The 23,505-nt window shown below is 73.4% G+C and carries 22 protein-coding genes; 8 read left to right on the forward strand and 14 right to left on the reverse strand.

Annotation, left to right across the window (positions count from 1 at the left end; genetic code table 11):
• Nucleotides 1–159 precede the first annotated feature (159 nt).
• The 8 genes from GCL84_RS08790 to GCL84_RS08825 all read right to left on the reverse strand — a co-directional run bounded on the left by GCL84_RS08790 (nt 160) and on the right by GCL84_RS08825 (nt 8,000).
• Nucleotides 160–642 carry a hypothetical protein gene (locus GCL84_RS08790; protein ID WP_156754893.1) on the reverse strand — a complete coding sequence of 161 codons (483 nt, stop codon included), beginning with the start codon at nt 640–642 and terminating at the stop codon, nt 160–162.
• A gap of 79 nt (nt 643–721) precedes the next feature.
• Nucleotides 722–1,939 (reverse strand): ATP-grasp domain-containing protein, encoded by a 1,218-nt coding sequence (locus GCL84_RS08795; RefSeq protein WP_156754894.1) that lies wholly within the window; start codon nt 1,937–1,939, stop codon nt 722–724.
• Complete coding sequence (locus GCL84_RS08800) at nt 1,936–2,994, reverse strand: pyridoxal-phosphate dependent enzyme (RefSeq protein ID WP_235926105.1); 1,059 nt, start codon at nt 2,992–2,994, stop codon at nt 1,936–1,938. The genes GCL84_RS08795 and GCL84_RS08800 overlap by 4 nt, the downstream gene beginning before the upstream one ends.
• A 5-nt stretch (nt 2,995–2,999) precedes the next feature.
• A complete protein-coding gene (locus GCL84_RS08805; protein WP_156754973.1) occupies nt 3,000–4,001 on the reverse strand; it encodes an ABC transporter substrate-binding protein in 1,002 nt (333 codons plus the stop codon).
• 5 nt (nt 4,002–4,006) lie between these two features.
• The gene (locus tag GCL84_RS08810; RefSeq protein ID WP_456236893.1) at nt 4,007–4,816 is read right to left on the reverse strand and encodes an ABC transporter ATP-binding protein; all 810 of its coding nucleotides are present in this window, start codon (nt 4,814–4,816) and stop codon (nt 4,007–4,009) included.
• Complete coding sequence (locus GCL84_RS08815; protein WP_197523120.1) at nt 4,816–5,832, reverse strand: FecCD family ABC transporter permease; 1,017 nt, start codon at nt 5,830–5,832, stop codon at nt 4,816–4,818. Before GCL84_RS08815 ends, GCL84_RS08810 begins: the two co-directional genes overlap by 1 nt.
• A 76-nt stretch (nt 5,833–5,908) precedes the next feature.
• Nucleotides 5,909–6,649, reverse strand: coding sequence for a class I SAM-dependent methyltransferase (locus GCL84_RS08820; RefSeq protein ID WP_156754896.1), 741 nt, complete (start codon nt 6,647–6,649; stop codon nt 5,909–5,911).
• A gap of 157 nt (nt 6,650–6,806) precedes the next feature.
• Nucleotides 6,807–8,000, reverse strand: a complete 1,194-nt coding sequence (locus GCL84_RS08825) for an MFS transporter (RefSeq protein ID WP_235926094.1) — start codon at nt 7,998–8,000, stop codon at nt 6,807–6,809.
• A 151-nt stretch (nt 8,001–8,151) separates the two neighbouring features.
• Between GCL84_RS08825 and GCL84_RS08830 the strand changes: the two genes are divergently transcribed.
• Nucleotides 8,152–9,327 carry a cytochrome P450 gene (locus tag GCL84_RS08830; protein ID WP_235926095.1) on the forward strand — a complete coding sequence of 392 codons (1,176 nt, stop codon included), beginning with the start codon at nt 8,152–8,154 and terminating at the stop codon, nt 9,325–9,327.
• Nucleotides 9,328–9,400: 73 nt separating this feature from the next.
• Here GCL84_RS08830 and GCL84_RS08835 read toward each other — a convergent pair whose 3' ends face one another.
• On the reverse strand, nt 9,401–9,961 hold the full coding sequence (locus GCL84_RS08835; RefSeq protein ID WP_235926096.1) for a sigma-70 family RNA polymerase sigma factor: 561 nt from the start codon (nt 9,959–9,961) through the stop codon (nt 9,401–9,403).
• Between the two features lie 64 nt (nt 9,962–10,025).
• Here GCL84_RS08835 and GCL84_RS08840 point away from each other — a divergent pair, with 64 nt between their 5' ends.
• Nucleotides 10,026–10,763, forward strand: coding sequence for a zf-HC2 domain-containing protein (locus tag GCL84_RS08840; RefSeq protein WP_197523112.1), 738 nt, complete (start codon nt 10,026–10,028; stop codon nt 10,761–10,763).
• 86 nt (nt 10,764–10,849) lie between these two features.
• Here GCL84_RS08840 and GCL84_RS08845 read toward each other — a convergent pair whose 3' ends face one another.
• Nucleotides 10,850–11,473 (reverse strand): cysteine hydrolase family protein, encoded by a 624-nt coding sequence (locus GCL84_RS08845; RefSeq protein WP_156754899.1) that lies wholly within the window; start codon nt 11,471–11,473, stop codon nt 10,850–10,852.
• A gap of 49 nt (nt 11,474–11,522) precedes the next feature.
• Nucleotides 11,523–12,053 (reverse strand): hypothetical protein, encoded by a 531-nt coding sequence (locus GCL84_RS08850; RefSeq protein ID WP_156754900.1) that lies wholly within the window; start codon nt 12,051–12,053, stop codon nt 11,523–11,525.
• Nucleotides 12,054–12,482: 429 nt separating this feature from the next.
• Here GCL84_RS08850 and GCL84_RS08855 point away from each other — a divergent pair, with 429 nt between their 5' ends.
• Complete coding sequence (locus GCL84_RS08855; protein WP_156754901.1) at nt 12,483–13,664, forward strand: S8 family peptidase; 1,182 nt, start codon at nt 12,483–12,485, stop codon at nt 13,662–13,664.
• 137 nt (nt 13,665–13,801) lie between these two features.
• On the opposite strand, the gene GCL84_RS08860 is transcribed toward GCL84_RS08855, so the two are convergent.
• Entirely contained in the window at nt 13,802–14,146 is a 345-nt protein-coding gene (locus GCL84_RS08860; protein WP_156754902.1) for a DUF3040 domain-containing protein, read from the reverse strand.
• Nucleotides 14,147–14,330: 184 nt separating this feature from the next.
• Nucleotides 14,331–16,178: a hypothetical protein gene (locus tag GCL84_RS08865; RefSeq protein ID WP_235926097.1), complete on the reverse strand. Its 1,848-nt coding sequence runs from the start codon at nt 16,176–16,178 to the stop codon at nt 14,331–14,333.
• A gap of 150 nt (nt 16,179–16,328) precedes the next feature.
• Here GCL84_RS08865 and GCL84_RS08870 point away from each other — a divergent pair, with 150 nt between their 5' ends.
• The 3 genes from GCL84_RS08870 to GCL84_RS29190 are packed head-to-tail and all read left to right on the forward strand — an operon-like array spanning nt 16,329 to nt 18,027.
• Nucleotides 16,329–16,682, forward strand: a complete 354-nt coding sequence (locus GCL84_RS08870) for a hypothetical protein (RefSeq protein ID WP_156754903.1) — start codon at nt 16,329–16,331, stop codon at nt 16,680–16,682.
• Complete coding sequence (locus GCL84_RS08875) at nt 16,679–17,887, forward strand: hypothetical protein (RefSeq protein ID WP_156754904.1); 1,209 nt, start codon at nt 16,679–16,681, stop codon at nt 17,885–17,887. Before GCL84_RS08870 ends, GCL84_RS08875 begins: the two co-directional genes overlap by 4 nt.
• Nucleotides 17,888–17,889: 2 nt before the next feature.
• Nucleotides 17,890–18,027, forward strand: coding sequence for a hypothetical protein (locus tag GCL84_RS29190; protein WP_197523122.1), 138 nt, complete (start codon nt 17,890–17,892; stop codon nt 18,025–18,027).
• A gap of 123 nt (nt 18,028–18,150) precedes the next feature.
• Here GCL84_RS29190 and GCL84_RS08880 read toward each other — a convergent pair whose 3' ends face one another.
• A complete protein-coding gene (locus GCL84_RS08880) occupies nt 18,151–19,041 on the reverse strand; it encodes a serine aminopeptidase domain-containing protein (RefSeq protein ID WP_156754905.1) in 891 nt (296 codons plus the stop codon).
• A 208-nt stretch (nt 19,042–19,249) separates the two neighbouring features.
• On the opposite strand from GCL84_RS08880, the gene GCL84_RS08885 reads away from it, so the two are divergent.
• Together GCL84_RS08885 and GCL84_RS08890 are read left to right on the forward strand one after the other, a co-directional pair.
• Nucleotides 19,250–20,233, forward strand: coding sequence for an LCP family protein (locus GCL84_RS08885; RefSeq protein ID WP_156754906.1), 984 nt, complete (start codon nt 19,250–19,252; stop codon nt 20,231–20,233).
• 32 nt (nt 20,234–20,265) lie between these two features.
• Complete coding sequence (locus GCL84_RS08890; protein ID WP_156754907.1) at nt 20,266–23,505, forward strand: discoidin domain-containing protein; 3,240 nt, start codon at nt 20,266–20,268, stop codon at nt 23,503–23,505.

Below are 23,505 nucleotides of genomic sequence, written 5' to 3' on the forward strand. Positions count from 1 at the left end.
GCCCAGCGGGTGGAACGCGAGCGCTGCCTCGTCCCCCTCGACATCTCGACGGTCGGCGAGTCGATGAGGTTGACGAGGTACAGGCCCAGGGGCAGCAGCAGGCTGAGCGTCCCCAGGGCGAAGCAGGTCATCCGCGTGTGGATCACCTTGGCACAGCCGTCAGGCCTGCCCGCCGAACTGCTGCGGGTTCGGACCCGTCTGCTGCTGCGGCGGAGTGCCTTGGGGGTGCTGCGACTGCTGCGGGGTCGGGCCGGTCTGCGGGTTGGGCTGCTGCTGCGGGGGCTGGGCACCGTACTGGCCCTGCGGCGGGGTGGGCTGCCACCGCTGCGGGGCGGGACCCTGCGGCGGGTGGGCCGGGCCTGCCTGCCTCTTGCCGGGCGCGGTGAACACCAGCCCGCCGACCATCCACGCCACCCCGGCGATCCCGGCCGTCTGCGCGACGGCGTTGAGCGATGACAGCTTCGTGAACAGCTCGAAGTCCTCGGAGGGCGCCGCCTCCTGCACCGCCCGGAACGACGACACCCCCACCGTGGCCGGTCTGCTGCTCACGTCCCCGTAGGCCGCCTCCACCAGGCTGAGGACGAAGAACCCCAGCGAGACGAGCAGGCTCAGGGCGCCGAACACGAAACAGGTCATCCGCATGGCGGATACCTTCGCATGTCCCACCCGGTCCCGGGCCGGAAGCGGTTCGGGCCCCGCCCCGGGACCCGAACCGAGAACCTCAGCCGGGAACCGGCTCCCGGACCGGCGACACCAGCGGCGCGATCGTCCCCGCCGCCGCCTGGGCGCGGTGCAGGGCGATCTCGGCCGTGGGGCCCTCGGCCAGCAGGATGCCCGTGCACGCCCGCTGGTCGGCCAACTGGTCGACGACGTCGCCGACGGAGGCCGTGGGGTACCACTGCGGTGAGCCGGGGAAGCCCGGCAGGCGGTCCAGGCCGGACCAGCCCGCGAGCGCGCCCGTCGTGGTCGGGTAGACCAGGACGAACCCCGACGCCGGGCCGGTGGGGTCCGGGCCGTCGAGCAGGTCGGGGCGCTGGCCCAGGGCCATCGACACCATCGCGGCGTAGACGTTGGTGGACAGGGATCGGCACAGGGCCTCGCCGACCAGCGCGCCGCCGATGCGGGCGTTGACCTCCACCACCTCCGGGCCGTCCGCGGTGAGGATGAACTCGGTGTGGGCGAAGCCCTGTGCCAGGCCCGCCACCGCCAGGACGCGGGTGATCCAGTCACCCAGGCCCTCGGCCTCGGCGGCGGTGAAGGCGACCGGGAAGGCGGCCGCCTCCTCGCGGCGGGCGGGTTCCGGGGAGATCTGCCTGCTCATCACGCCCAGCAGCCGGGTCTGCCCCGCCCAGGTCACCGTCTCCGCGCTGTAGAGCGGGCCCGCGAAGTACGGCTCGGCGACCAGGTGGCCCTTGAGCGGGGACGTCGCCGCCTCGGCCAGCGCCGCCGCCAGTTCCGGCTCGTCGCGGCACAGCCACACCGCGCGCGAGGAGGTGCCCGCCGAGTCCTTGACCACCAGGGGCAGGCCGACGCTGGCGGGCAGGTGGCCCAGGTCGGTGGTGGCGGGGCCGCGGCTCAGTCCGGCGGCGTGCAGGCGGGTGCGGACCTGGCCCTTGTCGCGCAGCACCCGCACGGCGGCGGCGTCGGGGCCGGGCAGGCCCAGGGCCGCGGTCAGCTCCGCGCCGGGCAGGGCCCAGGTGTCGGTGGAGCTGATCAGCCCGGCCAGGTCGTCGACGTCGCGCAGGGCGGCGAGGCAGGCGGCCGGGTCGGCGGTATCGACGTCGACGACGTCGAGCTGGTCGGGGTGGAGGCGGGACAGCTCGTGGGTGTAGATCGAGCGGTGGCCGGTGAGCAGGCGCAGCCGGTGGCCCGCGGCGGCCGCGGCGTCGACGAGCCTGCCCAGGCCGAAGGTCAGCGCCTCCAGCAGCACGATGGTCACGAGGCGCGCTCCTGGGCCGGGATGAGGTCCGGGTGGGCGTGCCCGCGGCGCTGCCAGTCCATTGTGGACCAGGGCGGTGCCAGCTCGTCCAGGGAGCCGATCTCCACCGGGGCCAGCCCGGCCGGGTCCAGCGCGTCGCGGTGCGCGGCGAAGACCTTGGCCACGTACCGGTGGCCGGTGTCCGCGCCGATGACCACGTGCGTGCGGGCCGGGTCGCGCCCGCCCTCCCAGCGGGCGGCCAGGTGCGCGGCGCCGGTGGACAGGCCCGCGAACACGGCGTGCTCGCGCAGCAGGCCCACGGCGGCGGCGCGCGCGTGTTCGAAGTTCATCCAGTGCACGCGGTCGTAGAGGTCGTGGCGGACGTTGCCGAACGGGATGGCGCTGCCGATGCCCGCGATGATCGCGTCCGGGTCGGTGAACCGGTCGCTGCCGAAGGTGATGCTGCCGAAGGGCTGCACGCCGACCAGCCGGGTGGCCGGGTCCGCGCGGCGCAACGCCTGGGCCAGGCCGCCGGTGGACGCGCCGGTGCCGACGCTGCCGACCACGGTGAGCGGCCCGGCGGGCAGGGCGGCGCGCAGCAGGCCCGCCAGCTCGGAGTAGCCCAGGTAGTGCACCGGGTCGTGGTACTGGCGCATCCAGTGCATGTCCGGGTGGGCGGCCAGCAGCTCGCGCACCCTGGCGACCCGGCCGCGCTGGTCCAGGCGCAGGTCCTCGGACGGGGGCATCTGGTCGACGGTCACGCCCAGGACCTCCAACTGCGCGCGCATCGTGGCGTCGACGGTGGTCGAGGCGACGATGTGGCAGTTGAGGCCGTAGCGGTTGCACGCCATGGCGAGCGCGAGCGCGTAGATTCCGCTGGAGCTGTCGACGAGCGTCTGCCCCTTGCGGATGATCCCGGCGTCGAGCAGGTGCCGGACCGCGCCGAGGGCGGCGTAGACCTTGAGCGTCTCGAACCGCACCAGCACCGTGTTGGGCGACAGGCGGATCAGCGAGGGGGTCTTGATCGCGTCGGTGATGTGCTCGTGCACCACGGCGGTGGGGGCCTGCACTGTCATGGCGCTCACCGGCCGATCGAGCGCAGGTACCCGGCGATGCTCTCCGCCGCCCGGATGTTGCGCGGGCCGGAGACCATGTCGCCGTAGGACAGGACGTGGAACCGGTTCTCCTTGACCGCGGGCGTGTTGGCGAGCTGCGGCAGGGCCTTGAGGAAATTGATCTTCTCGGTGGCGGGCTGGTCGGCGTAGTCGACGACGATGATGACCTCGGGGTCGGCCTCGACCACCGACTCCCACCCCACGGTGCTCCAGCCCTTCTCCAGGTCGGCGAAGGCGTTCTTGCCGCCCGCCACATCGATGACATCGGTGGGCGCGGCGTGCTTGCCCGCGGTGAACGGCTGGTCGTTGCCCGAGTCGTAGACCCACACCCGGGCCCGCTCGTCGGCGGGCGGGGCGCTCTCGCGCACCTTGTCCGCGCGGCCGCGCAGCTCCTCGACCAGGGACTTGGCCCTGTCCTGCACGCCGAAGATCCCGCCGAGGTTGAGCAGGTCGGTGTAGAGGGCCTCCAGCGGGGCGGGCTGCTGCTTGTCGCCGTCGGGGAAGGCCCAGCAGGTCTCGGTGTGCACGTAGCTGTTGACGCCGACCTGCTCCAGCAGCTTCGGGGTGATGCCGCGGGCCTCGGAGAAGCCCCCGTTCCAGCCCGCGATCACCCAGTCGGCCTTGGCGCCGACGACGACCTCCCGGCTGATGCGGCCGCTGCCCAGCCGCTCGACCTCGGCGTAGTCGTCCTTGTAGTCCGAGCCCGCGATCGAGGGGTCGCCGAGGGAGTTCATCACGTAGCCGCGCATCCTCGGCGCCAGGCCGAGCGCGAACATCTTCTCGACGCCGGACACGTCGTAGGCGACGGCGCGTTGCGGGGTGGGGTAGTCGACCTTCTGGCCGCAGTTGGTTACTTCGGCGGTGGAGGTGGAGCCGGAGGGCCCGGCCGCGGTCGGCTCGACCGTCGCGCCGCAGCCCACGAGCAGGGCGGCGACCGCGGCGAGCACGGAGAGGCGGGGGAGGGTCATGGTGCTCACAGGGGGATTTCCTCGGTGTTCGAGTCGACGGGGAGGTCGAAGAGCAACTGGGGGGCGCCGGTCACCGGGTGGGTGACGACGGTGACCTCGACCCCGAACACCGAGCGGATGGTGTCGGGGGTCAGCACCTCCGCGGGTTTGCCGCAGGTGACGAGGCCGCCCTTGCACAGCAGGGCTATCCGCTGGCACACCGCTGCGGCGAGGTTCAGCTCGTGCAGGGCGGTGATCACCGTGAGTCCGCAGCCGCGCAGGAACACCAGCAGCTCGACCTGGTGGCGGATGTCGAGGTGGTTCGTCGGCTCGTCCAGGACCAGGACGGCCGGTTCCTGCACCAGCGCGCGGGCCAGCAGCACGCGCTGCCGCTCGCCGCCGGAGAGGGTCAGGATGCTGCGCGCGGCCAGGTGCGTGATGTCCAGCCGGGCCAGGGCGTCGCGGCACAGCCGCCGCTCGCGGGCGTCGAGGCGCAGGTTGCCGCCCTGGTGCGGGGCGCGGCCGAGGGCGACGACCTCCTCGACGGTGAAGTCCAGCTCGGCGCGGCTGTCCTGGGTGAGCGCGGCGATCTGCCTGGCCGTGTCGCGCATCCCCTTCTCGGACAGGTCGTCGCCGTCGAGCCAGACCACGCCGCCGGAGGGCTTGAGGGCGCGGTAGACGCAGCGCAGCGCGGTGGACTTGCCGCTGCCGTTGGGGCCGAGCAGGCCCACGACCTCGCCCGCGCCCACGTCCAGGCAGAGCTTGTCGACCAGGACCGTCCCGGAGATCTCGACCGAGACGTCCTGCAGCCGCAGTCCCATCGGCTCGACCGGCATCACTTGCCTCCGAACGCGTAGCCGCGGGTGCGCATGACGTACAGGAACACCGGGACGCCGATCAGCGCGGTGATCACACCGAGCGGCAGCTCCTCCGGCGGGACCAGGGTGCGGGCCAGCAGGTCGACCCAGATCAGGAACACCGCGCCCGCGAGCGGGGCCACGGCCAGCAGCCTGCGGTGCCCGGAGCCCACCAGCATCCGCACGACGTGCGGCAGCACCAGGCCGACGAAGCCGATGGCCCCGCTGACCGCGACGAGCAGGCCGGTGACCACGGCGGTGAGCAGGAACAGCCAGCGGCGCAGGGCGGCGGCGTCGGTGCCCAGGCTGGCCGCGGTCTCGTCGCCCATCGACATCACGTCGAGCGCGGTGCCGCGGCGCAGCAGCAGGACGATCGCGATGACGACCCCCGCGGTGCACAGCGGCAGCGACTCCCACGACGCCGAGCCCAGGCTGCCCAGCAGCCAGAACAGCACCGTCTGCGCGGCCTGGCCGTTGGGCGAGAGGAACACCAGCACGCTCATCGCGGCCTGGAACGCGTACGCCAGCGCGACACCGGTGAGCACCAGCCGCAGCGGCGTCAGCCCGGAGCGGCTGCGCGCGGCGAGGTAGACCAGCGCGGTCGCGCCCAGCGCCCCGAGGAACGCCGCGGCCGACAGCGCCAGCACGCCCAGCCCGGCGAACAGGCCGAACACCACGACGGCGGTCGCGCCGACCGACGCGCCGGAGGAGATGCCCAGCACGAACGGGTCGGCGAGCGCGTTGCGCACCAGCGCCTGCACCGCCACGCCCACCGCGCTCAGCCCCGCGCCGACCACGGCGGCGAGCAGCACGCGCGGGGTGCGCACGTTCCAGACGATGGCGTAGTCGATGACCTCGTCGGCGCGGATGGTGCCGCCGGTGAGCGCCTTGCCCAGCAAGCGCAGCACGTCGGGCAGGGCCACGGTGACCGGGCCGAGCGCGATCCCGGCGACGACCGACAGCGCCAGCGCGCCGGTGAGTCCGATGAGGATGATCGGGAGCGGGAGCTGCTTGGCGGTGACCTCGCCCGGCTCGGCCAGCAGGCGGAACGCGGCGGCGGGCGGCGCGGTCTCAGTTGCCACGGGTTCCTCGCACGATGAGTCGGCGGGCGGTGTTGTCGTAGGGGCTCAGGTCCCAGTCGCCGAAGCACTCGACGGTGGCGAACCCGACCTCGCGCAGCAGCGCCCGGATCTCCGCGGCGCTGTAGATGAACGAGTGGATCGACTTCCGCTTGACCACCTCCCCCGCGACGAGCGTCCAGTCGGTGCGCAGCCGGGTCCAGTCGTCGAGGATCGTGTCGCGCATGAACACGGTGCCGCCCTCGACGTCGACCGCCTGCGGCCGCCCGACCCAGCTCGCCAGCACCTCCTTGCCCAGCAGGTCGAGCACGAGCGAGCCGCCGGGGGCCAGGCTGGCGTGCGCGTTGCGCAGCACGGTCAGGTTGTCGCCCGCCTCGGTGAAGTAGCCGAACGAGGTGAACATGTTGATGACGAGGTCGAACTCGCCCGGCGCGACGTAGTCGAGCATGTCGGCCCTGACCAGGTCGGCCGACACCCCGGCCGCGGCCACCGCCGCCCGGGCGCGCTCGAGCATGGCGGCGCTGAGGTCGACGCCGGTCACCCGCGCGCCGCGCCTGGCCAGCTCGACGACGTGCAGGCCGGGACCGCAGGCCAGGTCGAGCACCCTGGTGTCGGCGCCGACCTTGAGCAGCGGTGAGGTGTCCGCGAGGGTCGCGGCCTCCTGGCCGCGGCGGGCGGGGAACATCACGCTCGCGAAGTCGACCCAGAGGTCGTCGTCGTCGTACCAAACCATGCCGCTCCGCTCATAGATCCGACTCGGTAGATGGGTCGGTGTGCGGTACAGCCCAGTTCCCGCCAGGGGTCGGGCTTTTTCCGGCGTACTGGTTTTCGCCGTGCGGATCCCCCGTCAGTCAGGAAACATCACGGTTTTCGACAAGTTCGCCGGGCGCTCAGGCGCGGACCCGGGTCCCGGCGACCGCGGCGCCCACCGTCGCGACGCCCAGCGCGACGGCCATGCCGGGGTAGCCCGCGACGGCGAGCCCGAGCCCGCCCAGCGAGGCGCCGAGGAAGGTCCCGACGCTCATCGCCGCCGAGGTCACGCTCAACACCGCCCCGCGCTGGGCCCCGGCCCGGCGCACCAGCAGCGTGATCAGGCAGGCGGCGGCGATGGCGTGCGCGACGCTGAGCACGGCGGTCAGCAGGAGCGCCACCCACAGCACGGGAACGGTCAGCAGCACCACCACGGCCACCGCGCCGACGGTCAGCGACAGCGGCATCAGCACGCGCGGGCTGACCCGGAGCCGGTCGGCGGCGGCGAGTTTGCCGCCCGCGAGGTTGCCGAGGAAGAACGCGGTCCCGCTCAACGTCCAGACCAGCGCGAAGGGGCCCGCGCCGATGCCGAACACCTGGTCGTAGTAGGCGGCGAGGTAGGCCAGGTAGCCCATGAACGCCGTCGACCGCAGCAGCGCGACCAGCAGCAGCGGGGTCAGGCCGGGCACCGTGGCCAGCGCCCGCAGCGACGCCAGGTAGCCGACCCGCTCGGGTCGCTCGACCTCGCGGCCGCCCCGGCCCCGGACGATCACGGCGGCCAGCAGCACCGACAGCACCGCGACCATCACGAAGTCGCCGCGCCACCCCCACAGCAGGGCGGGCAGGGCCACGACCGGCGCGGCCAGCATCGCGGTCAGCGACTGGGTGGCGGTGACCAGGGTGGCGGCCCGGCCCGCGGCGGCGTCGTCGTCGAACCGGTCGGCCGCCGCGGCGCCCAGCACCGGCTGGGTGATCGCGAGCCCGGCGCCGACCAGCAGGCAGAACACCGTCAGCGCGGCGACCCCGCCGAGCGCGCCGACCCCGGAGGCCAGCGCCAGCACCAGCAGCCCGCCCGCGGCGGCGACCGGCCGGGGCACCCGGTCGATCAGCGGCGCGAGCAGCGCCCCCGCGGTCAGCGACGCCAGGCCGCCCAGCCCGCGCAGGCCGCCGACCACCGCGACGTCGGCTTGGGCGTCGGCGGCGATGGGCACCAGGTAGGTGCTGAAGATGGTGTAGGGCACCAGCCCCAGCGCCGAGGCGGCCAGCACGGGGCCGAGCATCCTGGCCATCCGCCAGTCGCTCGGCAACTCGCGCTGGGGGGTCTGGGCTGACACGACACCACCTCGTTCCGACCGGTCGGGCACCGGCCGCTGTGGACCTTCCCGGACCCGGGGAACTTTCGCACACCCCCACCCGACCGTTGCGATGATCCCGCGAACCCCCACCCCCGATGGGAGCCCGGTGACCACCGCCCAAGGCTGTCCGGTGCACGACTACCCCTTCCGCGAACCACACGAGCTGGACCTGGAGCCCGAGTACGCCCGGCTGCGGGTGGCGGAGCCCCTGAGCCGCGTCCGGCTGCCCTACGGCGGCGAGGCGTGGCTGGCCACCGGGCACGAGGACGTCCGCACCGTGCTCAACGACCCCCGGTTCAGCCGGGCGGCGCTGCTGGGCCGCGAGGTCCCCCGCACCTCGCCGCGCCCGCTGCGCGACAGCACCCTGCACACGATGGACCCGCCGGAGCACAACCGGTTGCGCCGGTTGGTCTCCTCCGCGTTCACCCCGCGCAGGCTGCGCGTGCTCGCCGAGCAGACCCAGCACGTGGCCGACGCGCTGGTCTCCCGGATGCTCGACGAGGGCCCACCCGCCGACGTCGTCTCCGGCCTGGGCACACCGCTGCCGGTGGCGATGACCTGCCGCCTGCTCGGCGTCCCCCGCGCCGACCACGACCGCTTCACCGCCTGGGTGGACGTCGCGCTGGCCACCACCGCGTTCCCGGCCGAGGAGATCCAGGCGGCCTTCGACGCGCTCAAGGCCTACCTCGCCGACCTGGTGGCGACGCGCCGCGAGACCCCGGCGGACGACCTGCTCAGCGCGCTGGTCTCGGCCAGGGACAACGAGGGCAGGCTCAGCGAGGACGAACTGGTGGTCCTCGGTGTCACCCTGCTCTACGCGGGCCTGGACACCACCTCGAACCACATCGGCAACTTCACCTACAACCTGCTCACCCACCCCGAGCAGCTCGCGGCGCTGCGCGCGGACCGGGGCCTGCTCGACCGGGCGGTGGAGGAACTGCTGCGGTTCACCCCGATCGTCACCTCGGCGGGCTTCACCCGCGTCGCCCTGGCGGACGTCGAACTGGGCGGTGTGCTGGTCGCCGCGGGCGAGTGCGTGATGGTGCAGATGGACGCCGCCAACCGCGACCCCAGGGTCTTCGACCGCCCCGACGACCTGGACATCACCCGGGACAAGCCACCCCACCTGGCCTTCGGCCACGGCCCGCACTACTGCGTGGCCGCCCAGCTCGCGAAGATCGAACTGCGGATCGCCCTGGGCACGCTCCTGGACCGCCTCCCGGGGTTCACCCTCGCCACCACCGACCTGCGCTGGCGGTCAGGCCGCATGGTGCGCGGCCTGGAGGCACTCCCCATCACCTGGTGAGACAACCCCACCCGCGCCCCTGTTCCGCCCCCGGAGCAGCGCGCCCACCCCGGCGAGGAGTCCGTTCGCCGGCCTACCCCGCGCCAGTCGTACGGGCCTCATCCGATCGGAGGAGGTCATCACGAGCACGGGCGACCCGGGAACGCACGGTGCCGATGGGACACCCGCAGACCTCCGCCGCCTCCGCGTAGGAGAACCCGAGGACCTGGGTCAGCACCAGCGCCTCCCGTCGCTCCTCCGTGAGCCCGTCGAGCAGCACCCCGAGCTCGACCACGTCGGTGAAGCCGGAAGCGTGGTCGCGGGCTTGGTGCTGCTCGGCGGCGGCCACCCAGTCCTCGGCCGCCGAGCGGCGGGGCCGCGCCATCGCGGTGCGCACGCTGTCGACGACCACGCGGCGGGCGATCGACAGCAGCCAGGTGCGCGCGGTGGCCCTGGCGGCGAAGCGCGGCAGGCTGGGCAGGGCGCGCAGGTAGGTCTCCTGCGTGAGGTCGTCGGCGAGGTCGGCCGAGGCGAGGTGGGCGGTGAACTGCCACACGTCGCGCTGCGTGGCGCGGATGAACGACTCGAGGGCGCGGCGGTCGCCCCGGCCCGCGGCCAGCGCCCAAGCGGTGATCTCCTCATCCCGTGATCGCACAAACCGGGAGAGTAACCGAACAGGCGGGGGAACTTTAGTCCTGACTTCCGCGACAATAAGAGGTATGGACTGCCTGACCTGCCGCGAAGCCCTCTCGGCCCGGCTCGACGGCGAGGCGGAGCCCGTCGAGCAGGCGCGGACGGACGACCACCTGGCCGAGTGCCAGTCCTGCCGCGGCTGGCAGGCCCGGGCCGCGCGCAGCGCCCGCCTGCTGCGGGTGCGGCCGGTCCCCCGGGTCCCGGACCTGACCGCCCGCATCCTGGACGAGGCGCCGCTCCCGGCGCGCATCCCCGGCCTGGTCCCCCGCACGCTGCTCGGCCTCGTCGCCGTCGCGCAGCTCGGCCTGGCGCTGGCGCAGATTTTCGGCACCGGCCCGTCGTCGCACGGCGAGCACGGCGGGGGACCGCTGTCGCTGCACCTGTTCAACGAGAGCACGGCGTGGAACCTGGCCCTGGGCATCGGCTTCTACTGGGCGGCCTGGCGCCCGCGCGGCGCGTCGGGCCTGCTGCCGGTGCTCACCGGCTTCGTGGTGGTCCTGCTCGGCTACTCCGCGCACGACCTGATCACCGGCGCGGCCCCGCTGAGCCGGGTCCTCGGCCACGCCCTCGTCCTCGCGGGCTGGCTGCTGCTGATCATCCTCCGCCGCGCCCTCCGCGACCCGGCCCCCGGCGACAAGGCCGCCGAGGACACCGCCCGCCGCCTCGACCTCGCCGACGAGCCGCCCCTGGCCGACCCGGGCGCGGCCGACCAGCCGGGCACGGGCCGCCACCTGCGCCCGGCGGGACGGCACCACGCCGCCTGACCGCGCAGGCACAGGCCTGAGCGCGCCCGAGAGCCACTCGCGGGTTCCGACCACCTCGGGCAGCGCTGGGGGCGGGCGGCGCCTGGTCAGGCGGCTCTCAGGGCGCTGATGACGGCCGAGGAGGGCACCGGCAGCGAGAACATCGGGAAGTCGTGGGCCAGGGCGTTGTCGTGCTCGGCCACCGAGGTGGCCGCGAGGCAGTCGGTCAGCGTGATCACCCGGTAGCCGTTCTCGTACCCGGTGCGCATGGTCGACTCGACGCAGCAGTTGGTCAGGAACCCGCCGAGCACGATGGTGGTGATGCCCTTGCCGCGCAGGATGAAGTCGAGGTTGGTGCTGGCGAAGGTGTCCAGGCCGCGCTTGCCCTCCACGACGATGTCGCCTGCCCGAGGCGCCAGGTCCTCGACGATCCGCGCGCCCCACCCGCCCTGGACGAACGCGCCGCCGTCGACGACGCCCTTGAGGATGCCGTAGGGGTGCCGGGAGAGCTCGTGGTAGCCCTCGGCGAAGGCGATCGGCGCGTGCATGATCGTCACCCCGGCGGCGCGCGCGGCCTCGACCAGCGCCACGGTGTTGGCGAGCATGCCGGTCTTCGCCATCACCTCCGAGACGGCGTCGTGCAGCACGCCGCCCTCGGTGGTGAAGTCGTTCTGGTACTCGATGAGGACCACGGCGGTCGTCGCGGGGTCCAGGGTCAGCGGCTCGGTCATGCGGTCGAGTCTGGTCGACCGTGGCGCCGCTGACGATCACCTCGACGGCCTAACAGGCGGCCAGCATCCCGTCGGCGGTGCGGTTGATCTCGTCCTGGTTGGTCCCCCTGGCCGCGGCGATGAACGCGCGGGCGGCCTCGCGGCACTTGGTGGCGCTGGCCAGCGAGCGCTGGGCGGAGGCCTTCTCCGTCTCGGCCGTCTTCGCCGCCTCCTCCGCCTTCTTGGCCGCGTCCTCGGCCTTGGTCGCCGCGTCCTGCGCCTGGCTGATCTCCGCACCCCTGGCGTCGAGCCGCCCGGCGAGGTCCGAGGCGTCACCCTTGGCGCCCAGCCACAGGAACAGGAACACCCCCGCGGCGGCGAGCGCGAGCACGACCACGCCGCTGAGCGCGATGAGCGCGCCGCTGCCGCTCTTCCTGGGCGGCTCCTGCGCGGGGAAGCCGCTGGGGTCCGACGGCGGGAAGCCGACCGCGGGCTGCTGCCCGGTCATGTGCGGCGCGGGCGGCGGGCCGGCGCCGGGGCCCCAGCCGGGGTTGGGGTTGTAGGCGCCGCTGCGCGGGTCTTGGCCGTACGGGGTCGACATGTTCGCTGCCTTCCGGAGGGAAAGGGTGGGATGACGCCAGTGGTCTGACACCGTCGGTAGGCGGAAGGCTCCCGCAGCCACCCGATTGGACTAATGAGAACAAAGTGTGCCGGATCCGCCAAGCCGTGCCGCCACCCGGGTGGACCCGCCCGAGGACCGCCCGCGCGCGCCAACACGGGCAGAACACGGTTTCCGCACCGAAAAAAGGAATCACCGGCAGGTCGAACGCGGCAACGCGAGTCCGATTTCCGCAGTCCCAGTTGCCAGTATTCATCATTGCCAGTCATTGCCATATTCACAGCGTATCGTCGCAGGTGAACGGCGGTCCCACTTCTGGTCTATTCCTGATGGCACGCCGAGCCAATATCGTTCATCGAGTGCGGCAAACCCTGCAGCCGCGCATTCCCTGCGAAGAACGGAATCCCACGCATGCGCAAGTTCAGCTTGGCAGCCGGGCTCGGCGTCGCCGTCGTGTCCGCCGCACTCGTGGTCACACCCGCCCAGGCCGAGGCGGCGGTGGCCGAGGGCGCCATCGTCGGCGCCGGGTCACCCACAGCGATCCCCGGTAGCTACATCGTGAAGCTCAAGGACGTCAGCACCGCCGACTCCGGGACCTTGTCGTCGCGGTACGGCGGCCAGGTGGAGCGCGTCTTCCACTCCGCGCTCAACGGCTTCACCGCGAAGCTGACGGAGAAGCAGGCGAAGCGGCTGGCCGCCGACCCCTCGGTCGTGTCGGTCGAGCAGAACCAGGTCGTGCGCCTGGCCGCCACCCAGACCAACCCGACGTGGGGCCTGGACCGCATCGATCAGCGCAACCTGCCGCTGAGCCGGTCCTACACCTACAACTCGACCGGCACGGGCGTGAACTCCTACGTCATCGACACCGGCATCCGCATCACGCACTCCGAGTTCGCCGCGAACCGGGCCAAGAACGGTTACGACTTCGTGCAGAACGACGCTGTCGCCCAGGACGGCAACGGGCACGGAACGCACGTCGCGGGCACGATCGCGGGCCGGACCTACGGCGTGGCCAAGAACGCCACCGTCTACGCCGTGCGCGTGCTGGACAACAACGGCTCCGGCACCATCGCGGGCGTCATCGCGGGGGTCGACTGGGTGACCGCGAACCACAAGAAGCCCGCCACCGCGAACATGAGCCTCGGCGGCGGCGCGTCCAGCACCCTGGACGCGGCGGTGCGCCGCTCCATCGCGGCGGGGGTGACCTACGGCCTGGCCGCGGGCAACAGCAGCACCAACGCCTCGTCGTCCTCCCCGGCCCGGGTCAGCGAGGGCCTCACCGTCGGTGCGACCACCAACACCGACGCCCGCGCGTCCTACTCCAACTACGGCAGCGTCCTGGACATCTTCGCCCCGGGCACCAACATCACCTCGGCGTGGAGCACCGGCGACACGGCGACCCGCACCATCAGCGGCACCTCGATGGCGACCCCGCACGTGGTCGGCGTCGCGACCCGCTACCTGCAGACCAACCCCGGGGCCACCCCGGCGCAGGTCGCCAGCTACCTGATCGGCCAGGCCACCTCGGGTGTGGTGGGCAACCCCGGCTCGGGCTCGCCGAACCGGCTGCTCTACGCCCCGCCGAGCCTCTGAGCAACGAGCCTGTGAACGACGAGCCTCTGGACAACGAGCCTCTGGACAACGCAGTGGCCTCGACCTGAGACAGCCCGAATGGTCACGGGCCCCGGCGCTTCCCCGGCGCCGGGGTCCGTGAGTTCGTGGGCCGGGCGCTAGACCGGCGGCACCGCCCCGGGCAGTTCACCACCGGGGTTGTCCTCCTCGGGGCTGTCCCGCTTGGACGCGCCCGCCTGGACAGCCTCGGGCACGCCCACCAGCAGGACCGCGGCGGCGGCGATCATCGCGCAGAAGACCAGGAGCGGGACGGCGACCACCAGCCCCACGATCGCCGCGGTGACCGCCAGACCGACCAGCGCGATCCGCATCGGCCCGGGGACGGCGCCCTCGGCCTGCTCGGTGTGGAACGCCGAGACCATGTCCGGGTCCTCGGTCTGGAAGCGCCGCTCGATCTCCTCGAGGGCACGCTGCTCGTGCCAGGTGAGCCGTTCGCTGTCCATCGCCGCACCACCTCCGTGCCAAGCCGTTCGATATCCACTTGCCCAGCCGAGAACGGGATGAAACACCTCGGTCCTCCCGGGAGGCTCAAAAGCACGACGACGACGGCAGGCCCCGGTCCCTGGAGACCGGGGCCACGTCGGACGTTACCCCTGTTTGACGCGGATATGAACCGTCGCGCACAACTCAGAACAACTTCGACAGCCTCCTGCTCGATTCCGAGGTGCCCGCCGCCGCGGCCGTGTAGAGCCAGGCGAACAGCACCCACATCGCCGCGAAGATGAACCCGACGCCCAGGTAGCCGACGGTCCAGAGCACCGCGGGGGTGTCGGACTTGCGCTCGCGCTGCAGGAACTCGATCTCCGAGAGGAACTCCCGCGACCCGGACTCGGCGGCGATCTCCGGGGCGTTGGCCGCCGGGTCGTCGGGCGCGTAGATGGGCGCCAGGGCCAGGACCCGGTTGGCGACGTGGATGCGGATGCCCGCCTTCCACTCCCCGTAGACCGGCAGCGGCTCGGCGGTGCGGTAGACGCCGTCACCGGTGCGGATCAGCGGGTCCGTGTAGAAGTCGCCGCCCTGCCAGGCGAACCCGTTGAGCCAGATCGCCTCGTCGCCCAGCGCCGGGTCGGACAGGGTGACGGTGGCGTGGACCCAGCGCGGCTCCCCGCCGCCGTGCGGGTTGGAGATCTCGCGGCCCTGGGCGGACTCGGTGAGCCGGACGTCCGCGGCCAGGCCGGGCGGCGGGTCCTGCGGCACGACGACGGCGGCGGCCGTGCCCACCACCAGCAGCGCGCCGACCAGGCCGCCCAGGTGCCTGGCCCGCAACCGCGCGGCAGGCGTGCCCTCGGCCGGGCCGTCCTCGGCGGGCCGGGTGGCGATCTGCTCGACCCGCTGGTACTGCCACACCCCGACCAGGGCGCCACCGACGCCGGCGAGCGTGCCGAAGACGAGGAACAGCGGCAGTTCGTGCGCGGGCCAGGGGTTGGGCATGAGCCACTGGCTGAACAGGTACTCGCCGAGCATCCCCAGGGTGCCGACGCCGAGACCGGCCACGACGCCGTAGCGCCAGTCCTTGCGGGTGCCGATGACCAGCGCGACGACCTCGATGACCACGGCCTCGGCCAGGTAGGGCAGCGGCGTGGCCAGGTGCAGGTCGTCGAGGAACGGCACGATGGAGAACAGCAGGCGGCTGGCCAGGAACAGCCCGATCGCGATGAGCGTGCCGCCCGGCCCCCAGGACATCCGCGCGTAGACCAGCGTCCAGGCGCCGATCATCGCGACGAGCACGACCTGGGACAGCATCGGGAACTGCGGGACGCCGAGGTCGAACTCCATCAGGAAGGTGGAGGCGCCCATCATCCACGCGCCCGCCAGGACCGGGCCCTGCAACCGGATCGCGAGCCCGTTCGCGCCGACCTGCCTGGCCTCGGCGCGCAGCAGCATGATGCCCAGCACGACGCAGACGCCGCCGCCGATCATCAGCACGTGCGTGGGGCCCCACTCGGTGACGTCCTGGCCGAACAGCCGGTGCCAGACGTCGTCGAGCGGGAACCCGGCGACGCCGACCAGGCCGGTGGCCATCATGAAGACCGCGCCCATCGGCACCCGCCAGTGCGGGCCGATGCGGAAGGTGCGGGCGGGCAGCTTGCCCTTGGCCAGGCCCGCGCTGAGCACGCCGCTGGCGAAGATGCCCAGCAGCCCGAAGTAGATGGGGAAGTGCGACGGGTTGGCCAGCGGCCCCTCGTCGCGGCCGAGCTCCATGTGGATGGGGACGTCCCAGTAGACGCCGATGAGCGCGGCGACGCCGGAGGCGCCCGCGGTGACCATGGGCAGCGCGGCCCAGCGGGGCAGGCCGCCGACCTCGCCCATCCAGTCCGCGACCCGCCCGATCAGCGTCTTCTTGCCCGCGCGTTCGCGGATGACGAACAGCGCGAGCGGCAGGAACACCGCGAAGAACATCAGCAGGGCCACGACGATCTGCCCGAACTCGGCACCACCCGCGGGGGGACTGCCCTCCTGTGCGACCAACACCATGCTCGCCTTCCTCGCCGAGAGACGGTGGAGTACCCGAACTGGCAGTAGCAGTGAACGAAAGTAACTGTTACTTTGGATAACACCTTAGAGCCGCCGGGGCCCGGCGGCAATACCGCTCTCTGGAGCAATCCGAGCCGGAAAGGACGCGCGATGCTGCGCATCTCCCTGGTCGTCGCCGCGCTGCTGGCCTTGGTCGCGGGCTGTTCGTCGGGCTCGGCGCCCGCGTCGACCACCGCGGCCGAGCAGGTCTTCGAGTTCACCGTCGTCGACGGGCAGCGCACCGCGGGCCCGAACCGGGTCGAGGTCACGCCTGGGACCCCGGTGGTCATCAAGGTGACCACCGACGCCGACGACGAGCTGCACGTGCACGGCTACGACGAGCTGGCCGCGCTCAAGGCGGGCGAGCCGGGGCAGGTCTCCTTCACCACCGGGGCCACCGGCGTGTTCGAGGTCGAGCTGCACGGCAGCGGCGCGGCGATCACCTCGCTGCGCGTCGCGGAGTGAGCCCCGGGCTCGTCCTCGCGCACGGCCTGGGCGGCCGTTCGGACCTGCCGGTCCCGCTGTGGCTCGCGCTCAACGCGGGCGCTGCGGCGGTGCTGGTGTCGTTCGTGGCGCTGACGGTGCTGTGGCGCACCCCCCGGCTGCGCGGGTCCGCGGGCGGTCGGCCGGTGCGGCTGTGGGTGCCGCGCGCGGGGCTCAAGGCGCTGGGACTGGTGCTGCTGCTGGGTTTCCTGGGTGTGGCGTGGTTCGGGCCCGCGGCGCACAACCCGGCCCCGGCGTGGTTCTACGTGTGGTTCTGGGTCGGCCTGGTCCCCGTCTCGCTGCTGTTCGGCCCGGTCTGGCGGCTGGCGAACCCGCTGCGCACGCTGGCCTCCTGGCTGGGCCGGGTCGTGCCGTCGCGGGAGCTGCCCGAGCGCTGGGGCCGCTGGCCCGCGGTGGTGAGCCTGTTCGCGTTCCTGTGGTTGGAACTGGCCTCCGGGTTCTCGGACTCGCTGCTGGCGGTGGCCGTGTTCGTCACCGCGTACTCGGTCGTCCAGGTGATCGCGGGCGCGGTGTGCGGACCGGGCTGGTTCGACCGCGGCGACGGGTTCGAGCTGTACTCGACGCTGATCGCGGGCCTGGCGCCGTGGGGTCGCCGCGACGACGGGCGGCTCGTGCTGCGCAACCCGCTGGACGGGCTGACGACCCTGCGGGCGCTGCCCGGCCTGACGCCGTTCGTCCTGCTGGTCCTGGGCTCCACGGTGTTCGACGGCCTGACCCGGCTGCCCGTGTGGACCTTCACCGGATCGATCGCCGCGGGCACCCTTGGCCTGCTGGGCGCGGTGGCGCTGACCGCGGGCGCCTACGTCGGCGCGATCGCGCTGACCCGCCCGTACCTGCGCAGGGGCGTGCACCCCTTCGACTCCCTGGCCCACACCCTGGTCCCGATCATGGTCGGCTACACGGTGGCGCACTACTTCTCGTTCGCCGTCTTCGAGGGCCAGCGCGGCTGGGGCGCCAGTGTGGACTACACAGTGCTGTCCGCAGGTGTCATCGCCGCCGTCCAGATCGGCGGCATCGTCCTCGGCCACGTCCTCGCCGTCACCTCCGCCCACGACCAGTCCTTGCGCGACCTGCGGAAGGGGTATGAGCGCGTGGGCCAGTACCCGGTGCTGGCCCTGATGGTCGGCTACACAGCGGTGGGGATCGCCCTGGTCTCCGGGGTGTGAGCATGACACTGCCGGTGGTCATGATGCACCAGGGCGGCTGGGACGAAATGCTCATCTTCGTCGGGCCGGTCGGCATCATCGTGCTGCTCATCGTCGTGGCCCGCCGCCAAGCGCCTCCCCCGGAGGACGACGACGAGTAGCAGCGGATGGCCCGCCGGACCACAGCGGCCGTCAGAGCCGTGGCGCGGACCTCCGCACGTGCTGCCACCCCGAGCCCCGTCGACTCCTCGCGCGGGGTGGCAGCACGTGCGCCCTGTGGGGGTTCAGGCCACGGCGGGGGCGAGCTGCTGGGACAGCCAGTCGGCGACCTCGGCGACCAGGCCGGGGTCGACCGGCTCGGTGAGCTGCCTGCGGTAGTCCTCGCGGGAGGGGTCGCCGGGGTCGCGGCGCAGCAGGTGGGTCAGGTCGGGCACCCGGCGGACCACCACCGGACCGGGCACCAGTTCGGCGATGCGGTCGAGGTCGGCGGGGTCGACGGTCAGGTCCTTGGCGCCGGTCAGCGCGAGGACCGGGGCGCGCACCTCGGCCAGCTCGGTGGCCGGGTCGTAGCGGACGAAGTCGCGCAGCAGCCGGGGCAGGCGCGGGTCGTCGGCCTCGGCGCGGGCAACGGTGCGCTGCACCTGGTCCTGGGCCGATCGCCCGCGCAGCCGCAGCCACAGCCTGCTGCGGCGGGGCAGGTCGGCGGTGGTCCAGAGCCGGGCGCTGTCGAGGTAGACCTGCTTGCCGCTGCGCGCGGGGCAGGCCAGCAGCACGGCGGCGGCCACGTCGGCGCGGGCGGCGAGGCCCATGGCGTGCAGGGCGCCGTCGCTGTGCCCGACGACGCCGACCGGGCCGATGTCGGCGCGGGCGCCCAGGGCGGTCAGCGCGGCGGTGGCGGCGGCGCGGTGCTCGGTGAAGCCGAGGTCGCGCCAGCGGGCGTCGGCGTGGCCGCAGCGGTCGTAGCGGTAGGAGGCGATGCCGCGCGCGGCCAGCCCCTCGGCCATCGCCCGGCCCAGGCCGAGCGCGCCCGCGGGGACGTCGCCCTCGCGGTCGGCCCGCCCGGCCCACAGCAGCAGGACGGCGGGGTGCGGCCCCTCGCCGTCCGGGAGCGCCAGGGTGCCCGCGAGCGGGGCGGCCCCCCGCTCGATCTCGATCTCCATCTCGGCTTCGCGCATCGACCACTTCCCGGTCCCGGTGGCAACGACAGCGGACGATCTTCCTCCCCCACCCCGCCGCTGCCCAAACCCCTGTCACCAAACTGTGAGATGACGCTGTGCTATCACCACAAAGCCGTCGTTTCCGATTACGTACAGCCAGATGGTTCATCCAACCGTGCTGATCGTTTGTATTGTCTAGGCCGAATGGGTCGGCCATAGTGACGGAGTGAAACTGCGCGCCGTGTCGGTCTTCCTCAAGCTGCTCCTCGTCGTGGGGGCGGTGGCCGTCGTGGCCGGGGTCGGCGTGGGGTGGGTGGTCACCACCGCGTTCACCGGCGGGGTGGCCACGCTGCCCGCCGACGCGCTCGACACGCTCGTGGACCGGCCTGCCGAGGAGCCCGGCGACCCGCTGACCCTGCTGCTGATCGGCACCGACTCCCGGGCGGGCGAGGACGACGGCAGCGGTGTGCGCGGCCAGCGCGCCGACAGCCTGATGGTCATGCGCGTGGCCCCGGACCGCTCCCGCGTCGACGTGGTGTCCATCCCGCGCGACTCGTGGGTCGACCTGCCCGGCCGCGGCCAGGCCAAGGCCAACGCGGCGCTGGCCTTCGGCGGGGTGCCGATGACCACCCAGGTGGTCGAGGGGCTGACCGGCTGGCGGGTGGACCACGTGGTGGTGGTCGACTTCACCGCCGTCCGCGAGATCACCACCCAGCTCGGCGGGGTCACCGTGCAGAACCCGGCGGCGAGCACCGACCCGCGCACCGGCCGGACCTTCGCCGCGGGCGCGCTGCGGCTCGCGGGCGACGACGCGCTCACCTACGTCCGCCAGCGCCACGGCCTGCCCGGCGGCGACCTCGACCGGATCGTGCGGCAGCAGAAGCTGCTCAAGGGCATCGCGGACGAGCTGCTGACCAGCCAGACCCTGACCGACCCCAACCGGTTGCGGCTCGTGCTGGCCGCGCTCGGCGGGCACGTCACCATCGACGCGGGTCTGGCCGGGCCGGGGCTGCCCCGGGTCGCCTCGGCGGCCGCGGCGGTGCCGGTGGACAGCAGGCACTTCTACACCGCGCCCGTCAGCGGGTCGGGCCGCTCCGCCGACGGGCAGGCCTACCTCGAGCTGGACCGGGCGACGCTGGCCTTCGCCTGCGCGGAGATCGCCGCCGGGCGCACCCCGCCGCTGGCACAGGGGACCGACACGATCGGGTGAAACGCCGGAATCGCCGCCGACGATGCTGCTCGGTGCTGCGGACATGGCGACTCACCGGAACGGTCCTGGCAGGCGTCCTCCTCACCCCGATGGTCTTGGGCGAGGGGGACCGAACGGCCGCCACCCACGAGGGGGGTGCGCACCCGGCGGGCAGGCACGTCGTCGCCAACGCGCAGGCGATGATCCCGACCGCGACCAAGCTCCCCCGCACCGGCTGGACGGCCACGGCGACGAGCGGCACGCCCGCCGCCGTGCTCGACGGCAGCGCCGCGACGCTGTGGGAGTCCGCGGGCGCGCTGCCGCAGTCGATCACCCTCGACCTGCGCCGGACCCGGCTGGTCTCCGGTCTGGCGGCCACGCCCCGCGCGGGCGGCGGGCGCGGGGCCATCGGCCGCTACGAGGTCCGGACCAGCCTGGACGGGACCACCTGGGGCGACCCGGTCGCCGCGGGCACGCACGCCGACGACGCCGCGGTGAAGACGATGTCCTTCGCCGTGACCGGGGCGCGCTTCGTGCGCCTCACCGCGCTCACCGAGGCGGGCGGGCGCGGCCCGTACGCCGCCGTGGCGGAGCTGAACGTGCTGGGCGACCCCGGCGCCCCGGTCCCGATGGCCGAACTGGCCCGCGCCGGGTGGACCGCGACGGCCAGCGACCAGGAGACCAGTTCCGAGAACGGCGCCGCGTCGAACGTGCTGGACGGCGACAACAGCACGATCTGGCACTCCCGCTACAGCACCGCCACCGCCCTGCCGCACAGCATCACCCTCGACCTCAAGCAGCCCACGGCCGTGGGCGGCCTGCTCTACCGGCCCCGCCCCAGCGGTGCCAACGGGCGTGTCGGCGAGTACCGGATCTCGGTCTCCACCGACGGCGCGAACTTCGACGACGTCGTGTCCTCCGGCGTCTGGCCGGACGTGAACGCCGTGCAGGACGCCGGGTTCAGCCGGGTCGCCACCGCGCGGTACGTGCGCCTGACCGCGCTGACCGAGGCGGGCGGCCGCGGCCCGTGGACCTCGGCGGCGGAGATCTCACTGCTGGGCCCGCTGGCTGGCGTGCACGCGCCGATCACCCGCGCGGGCTGGACCGCGACCGCCGCGGCGCTGGTGGACAACGACCTCGCGACGACCTGGCGCGGCACGTCGTTCACCGTGGACATGAAGCGCGCGCAGCCGGTCAGCTCGGTCGTCCTCACCCCGACCACCGCCGACCGCGTCGGCGCCTTCACCATCGCCACCAGCACCAACGGCACCACCTTCAGCACCGCCGCCACCGGGACCTGGGCCGCCGACGGCGCGCCGAAGGCCGTGGCGCTCACCGCGAACGCCCGCTACCTGCGGCTGACCACCACGCGCACCGGGGCGGCGGCCGAGGTGCACGCCTACGGCCCGCCGGCCGAGCCGGTCAGCGTCGGCCCGCTGCCCCGCGACGGCTGGACCGCGACCGCCTCGGACCAGGAGACGGCAGGAGAGAACGGCGCCGCCGCCAACGTGCTGGACGGCGGCGCGGGCACGATCTGGCATTCCAAGTGGACAGCGCCCGCCGCCGCCCTGCCGCACTGGATCGCGCTGGACATGAAGGCGCCGCAGGCGATCGCGGGCGTGCAGGTGCTCCCGCGCGGCGACAGCGGCAACGGCAACATCGGCCAGTACCGGGTCGAGACCAGCCTCGACGGGACCTCCTTCACCGTCGCCGCGACGGGTTCGTGGCCCGACAGCACGGCGACGAAGACGGTCCGGTTCCCGCAGACCCAGGCCAGGCACGTGCGGCTGACCGCGCTGACCGAGGCGGGCGGCCGCGGCCCGTGGACCTCGGCGGCCGAGATCGACGTCCTCGCCGCCTCGGCCGCGCCCGACGCGAGCAAGACGGGCCTGTGGGGCGCGACGATCGGCTTCCCCATCGTGCCGGTGGCCTCCGCGCTGCTGCCCGGCAACAAGCTGCTGACCTGGTCGGCTTACCAGGCCGACAACTTCGGCGGCAGCAACGGCTACACCCAGACCGCGATCATGGACCTGACCACCGGCGAGGTCACCCAGCGCCGGGTCGACAACACCGGGCACGACATGTTCTGCCCCGGCATCTCCCTGCTCGCCGACGGCCGGGTGCTCGTCGCGGGCGGCAGCGACGCCCAGAAGGCGAGCATCTACGACCCGGTCACCAACGCGTGGACCACCGCCGCGCCGCTCAACACCGCCCGCGGCTACCAGTCGCAGACCACCCTGTCCAACGGCGACGTGTTCACCGTCGGCGGGTCGTGGAGCGGCGGCGAGGGCGGCAAGGTCGGCGAGGTGTACTCCCCCGCCAGCGACTCGTGGCGGACGCTGTCCGGCGTGCGGCCGGAGCCGTTCGCCACCGCCGACCCGCAGGGCGTCTACCGGGCGGACAACCACACCTGGCTGTTCACCGCGAGCGGCGGCCGGGTCTTCCACGCCGGGCCCAGCAAGCGGATGCACTGGGTCTCCACCACCGGCAGCGGGTCGGTCACCGACGCGGGCCCGCGCGGGGACAGCGCGGACGCCATGAACGGCAACGCGGTCATGTACGACGTGGGCAAGATCCTCACCGTCGGCGGCGCGCCCGCCTACCAGGACTCCGACGCCACCGCGCGCGCCTACACCGTCGACGTCTCCACGGGCACGGCGCAGGTGACCAGGGTCGGCGACCTGGCGTTCGCGCGGGCGTTCGCCACCGGGGTGGTGCTGCCCGACGGGAGCGTGCTGGTCATCGGCGGGCAGGCCCGGCCGGTGCCGTTCAGCGACCAGACCGCCGCGCTGACCCCGGAGCTGTGGGACCCGGCGACCGGCCAGTTCACCAGGCTGGCGCCGATGGCCGTGCCGCGCACCTACCACTCGGTGGCGAACCTGCTGCCCGACGGCAGGGTGTTCGCGGGCGGCGGCGGGCTCTGCGGCGCCTGCGCCACCAACCACCTCGACGGGCAGATCCTCACCCCGCCGTACCTGCTCAACGCGGACGGGACGCCCAAGCCGCGCCCCGTGATCACCTCCGCGCCCGCCACCACCGCGCACGGGGCCGCGCTCACGGTCGGCACCGACCGGGCGGTCACCGGGTTCTCCCTGGTGCGCGTCGGCTCGGTCACCCACACCGTGGACACCGACCAGCGGCGGGTGCCCCTGGTCCCGACCGCGCTGAGCGCCACCTCGCACCAGGTGACCGTGCCCGCCGACCCCGGCGTGGCCCCGCCGGGCAGGTACCTGTTGTTCGCGCTCGACGCGAACGGGGTGCCCAGCGTGGCGAAGGAGATCAGGATTGGCTGA

The sequence above is a fragment of the Actinokineospora pegani genome, assembly GCF_009745975.1.
Classification (GTDB): Bacteria; Actinomycetota; Actinomycetes; order Mycobacteriales; family Pseudonocardiaceae; genus Actinokineospora; species Actinokineospora pegani.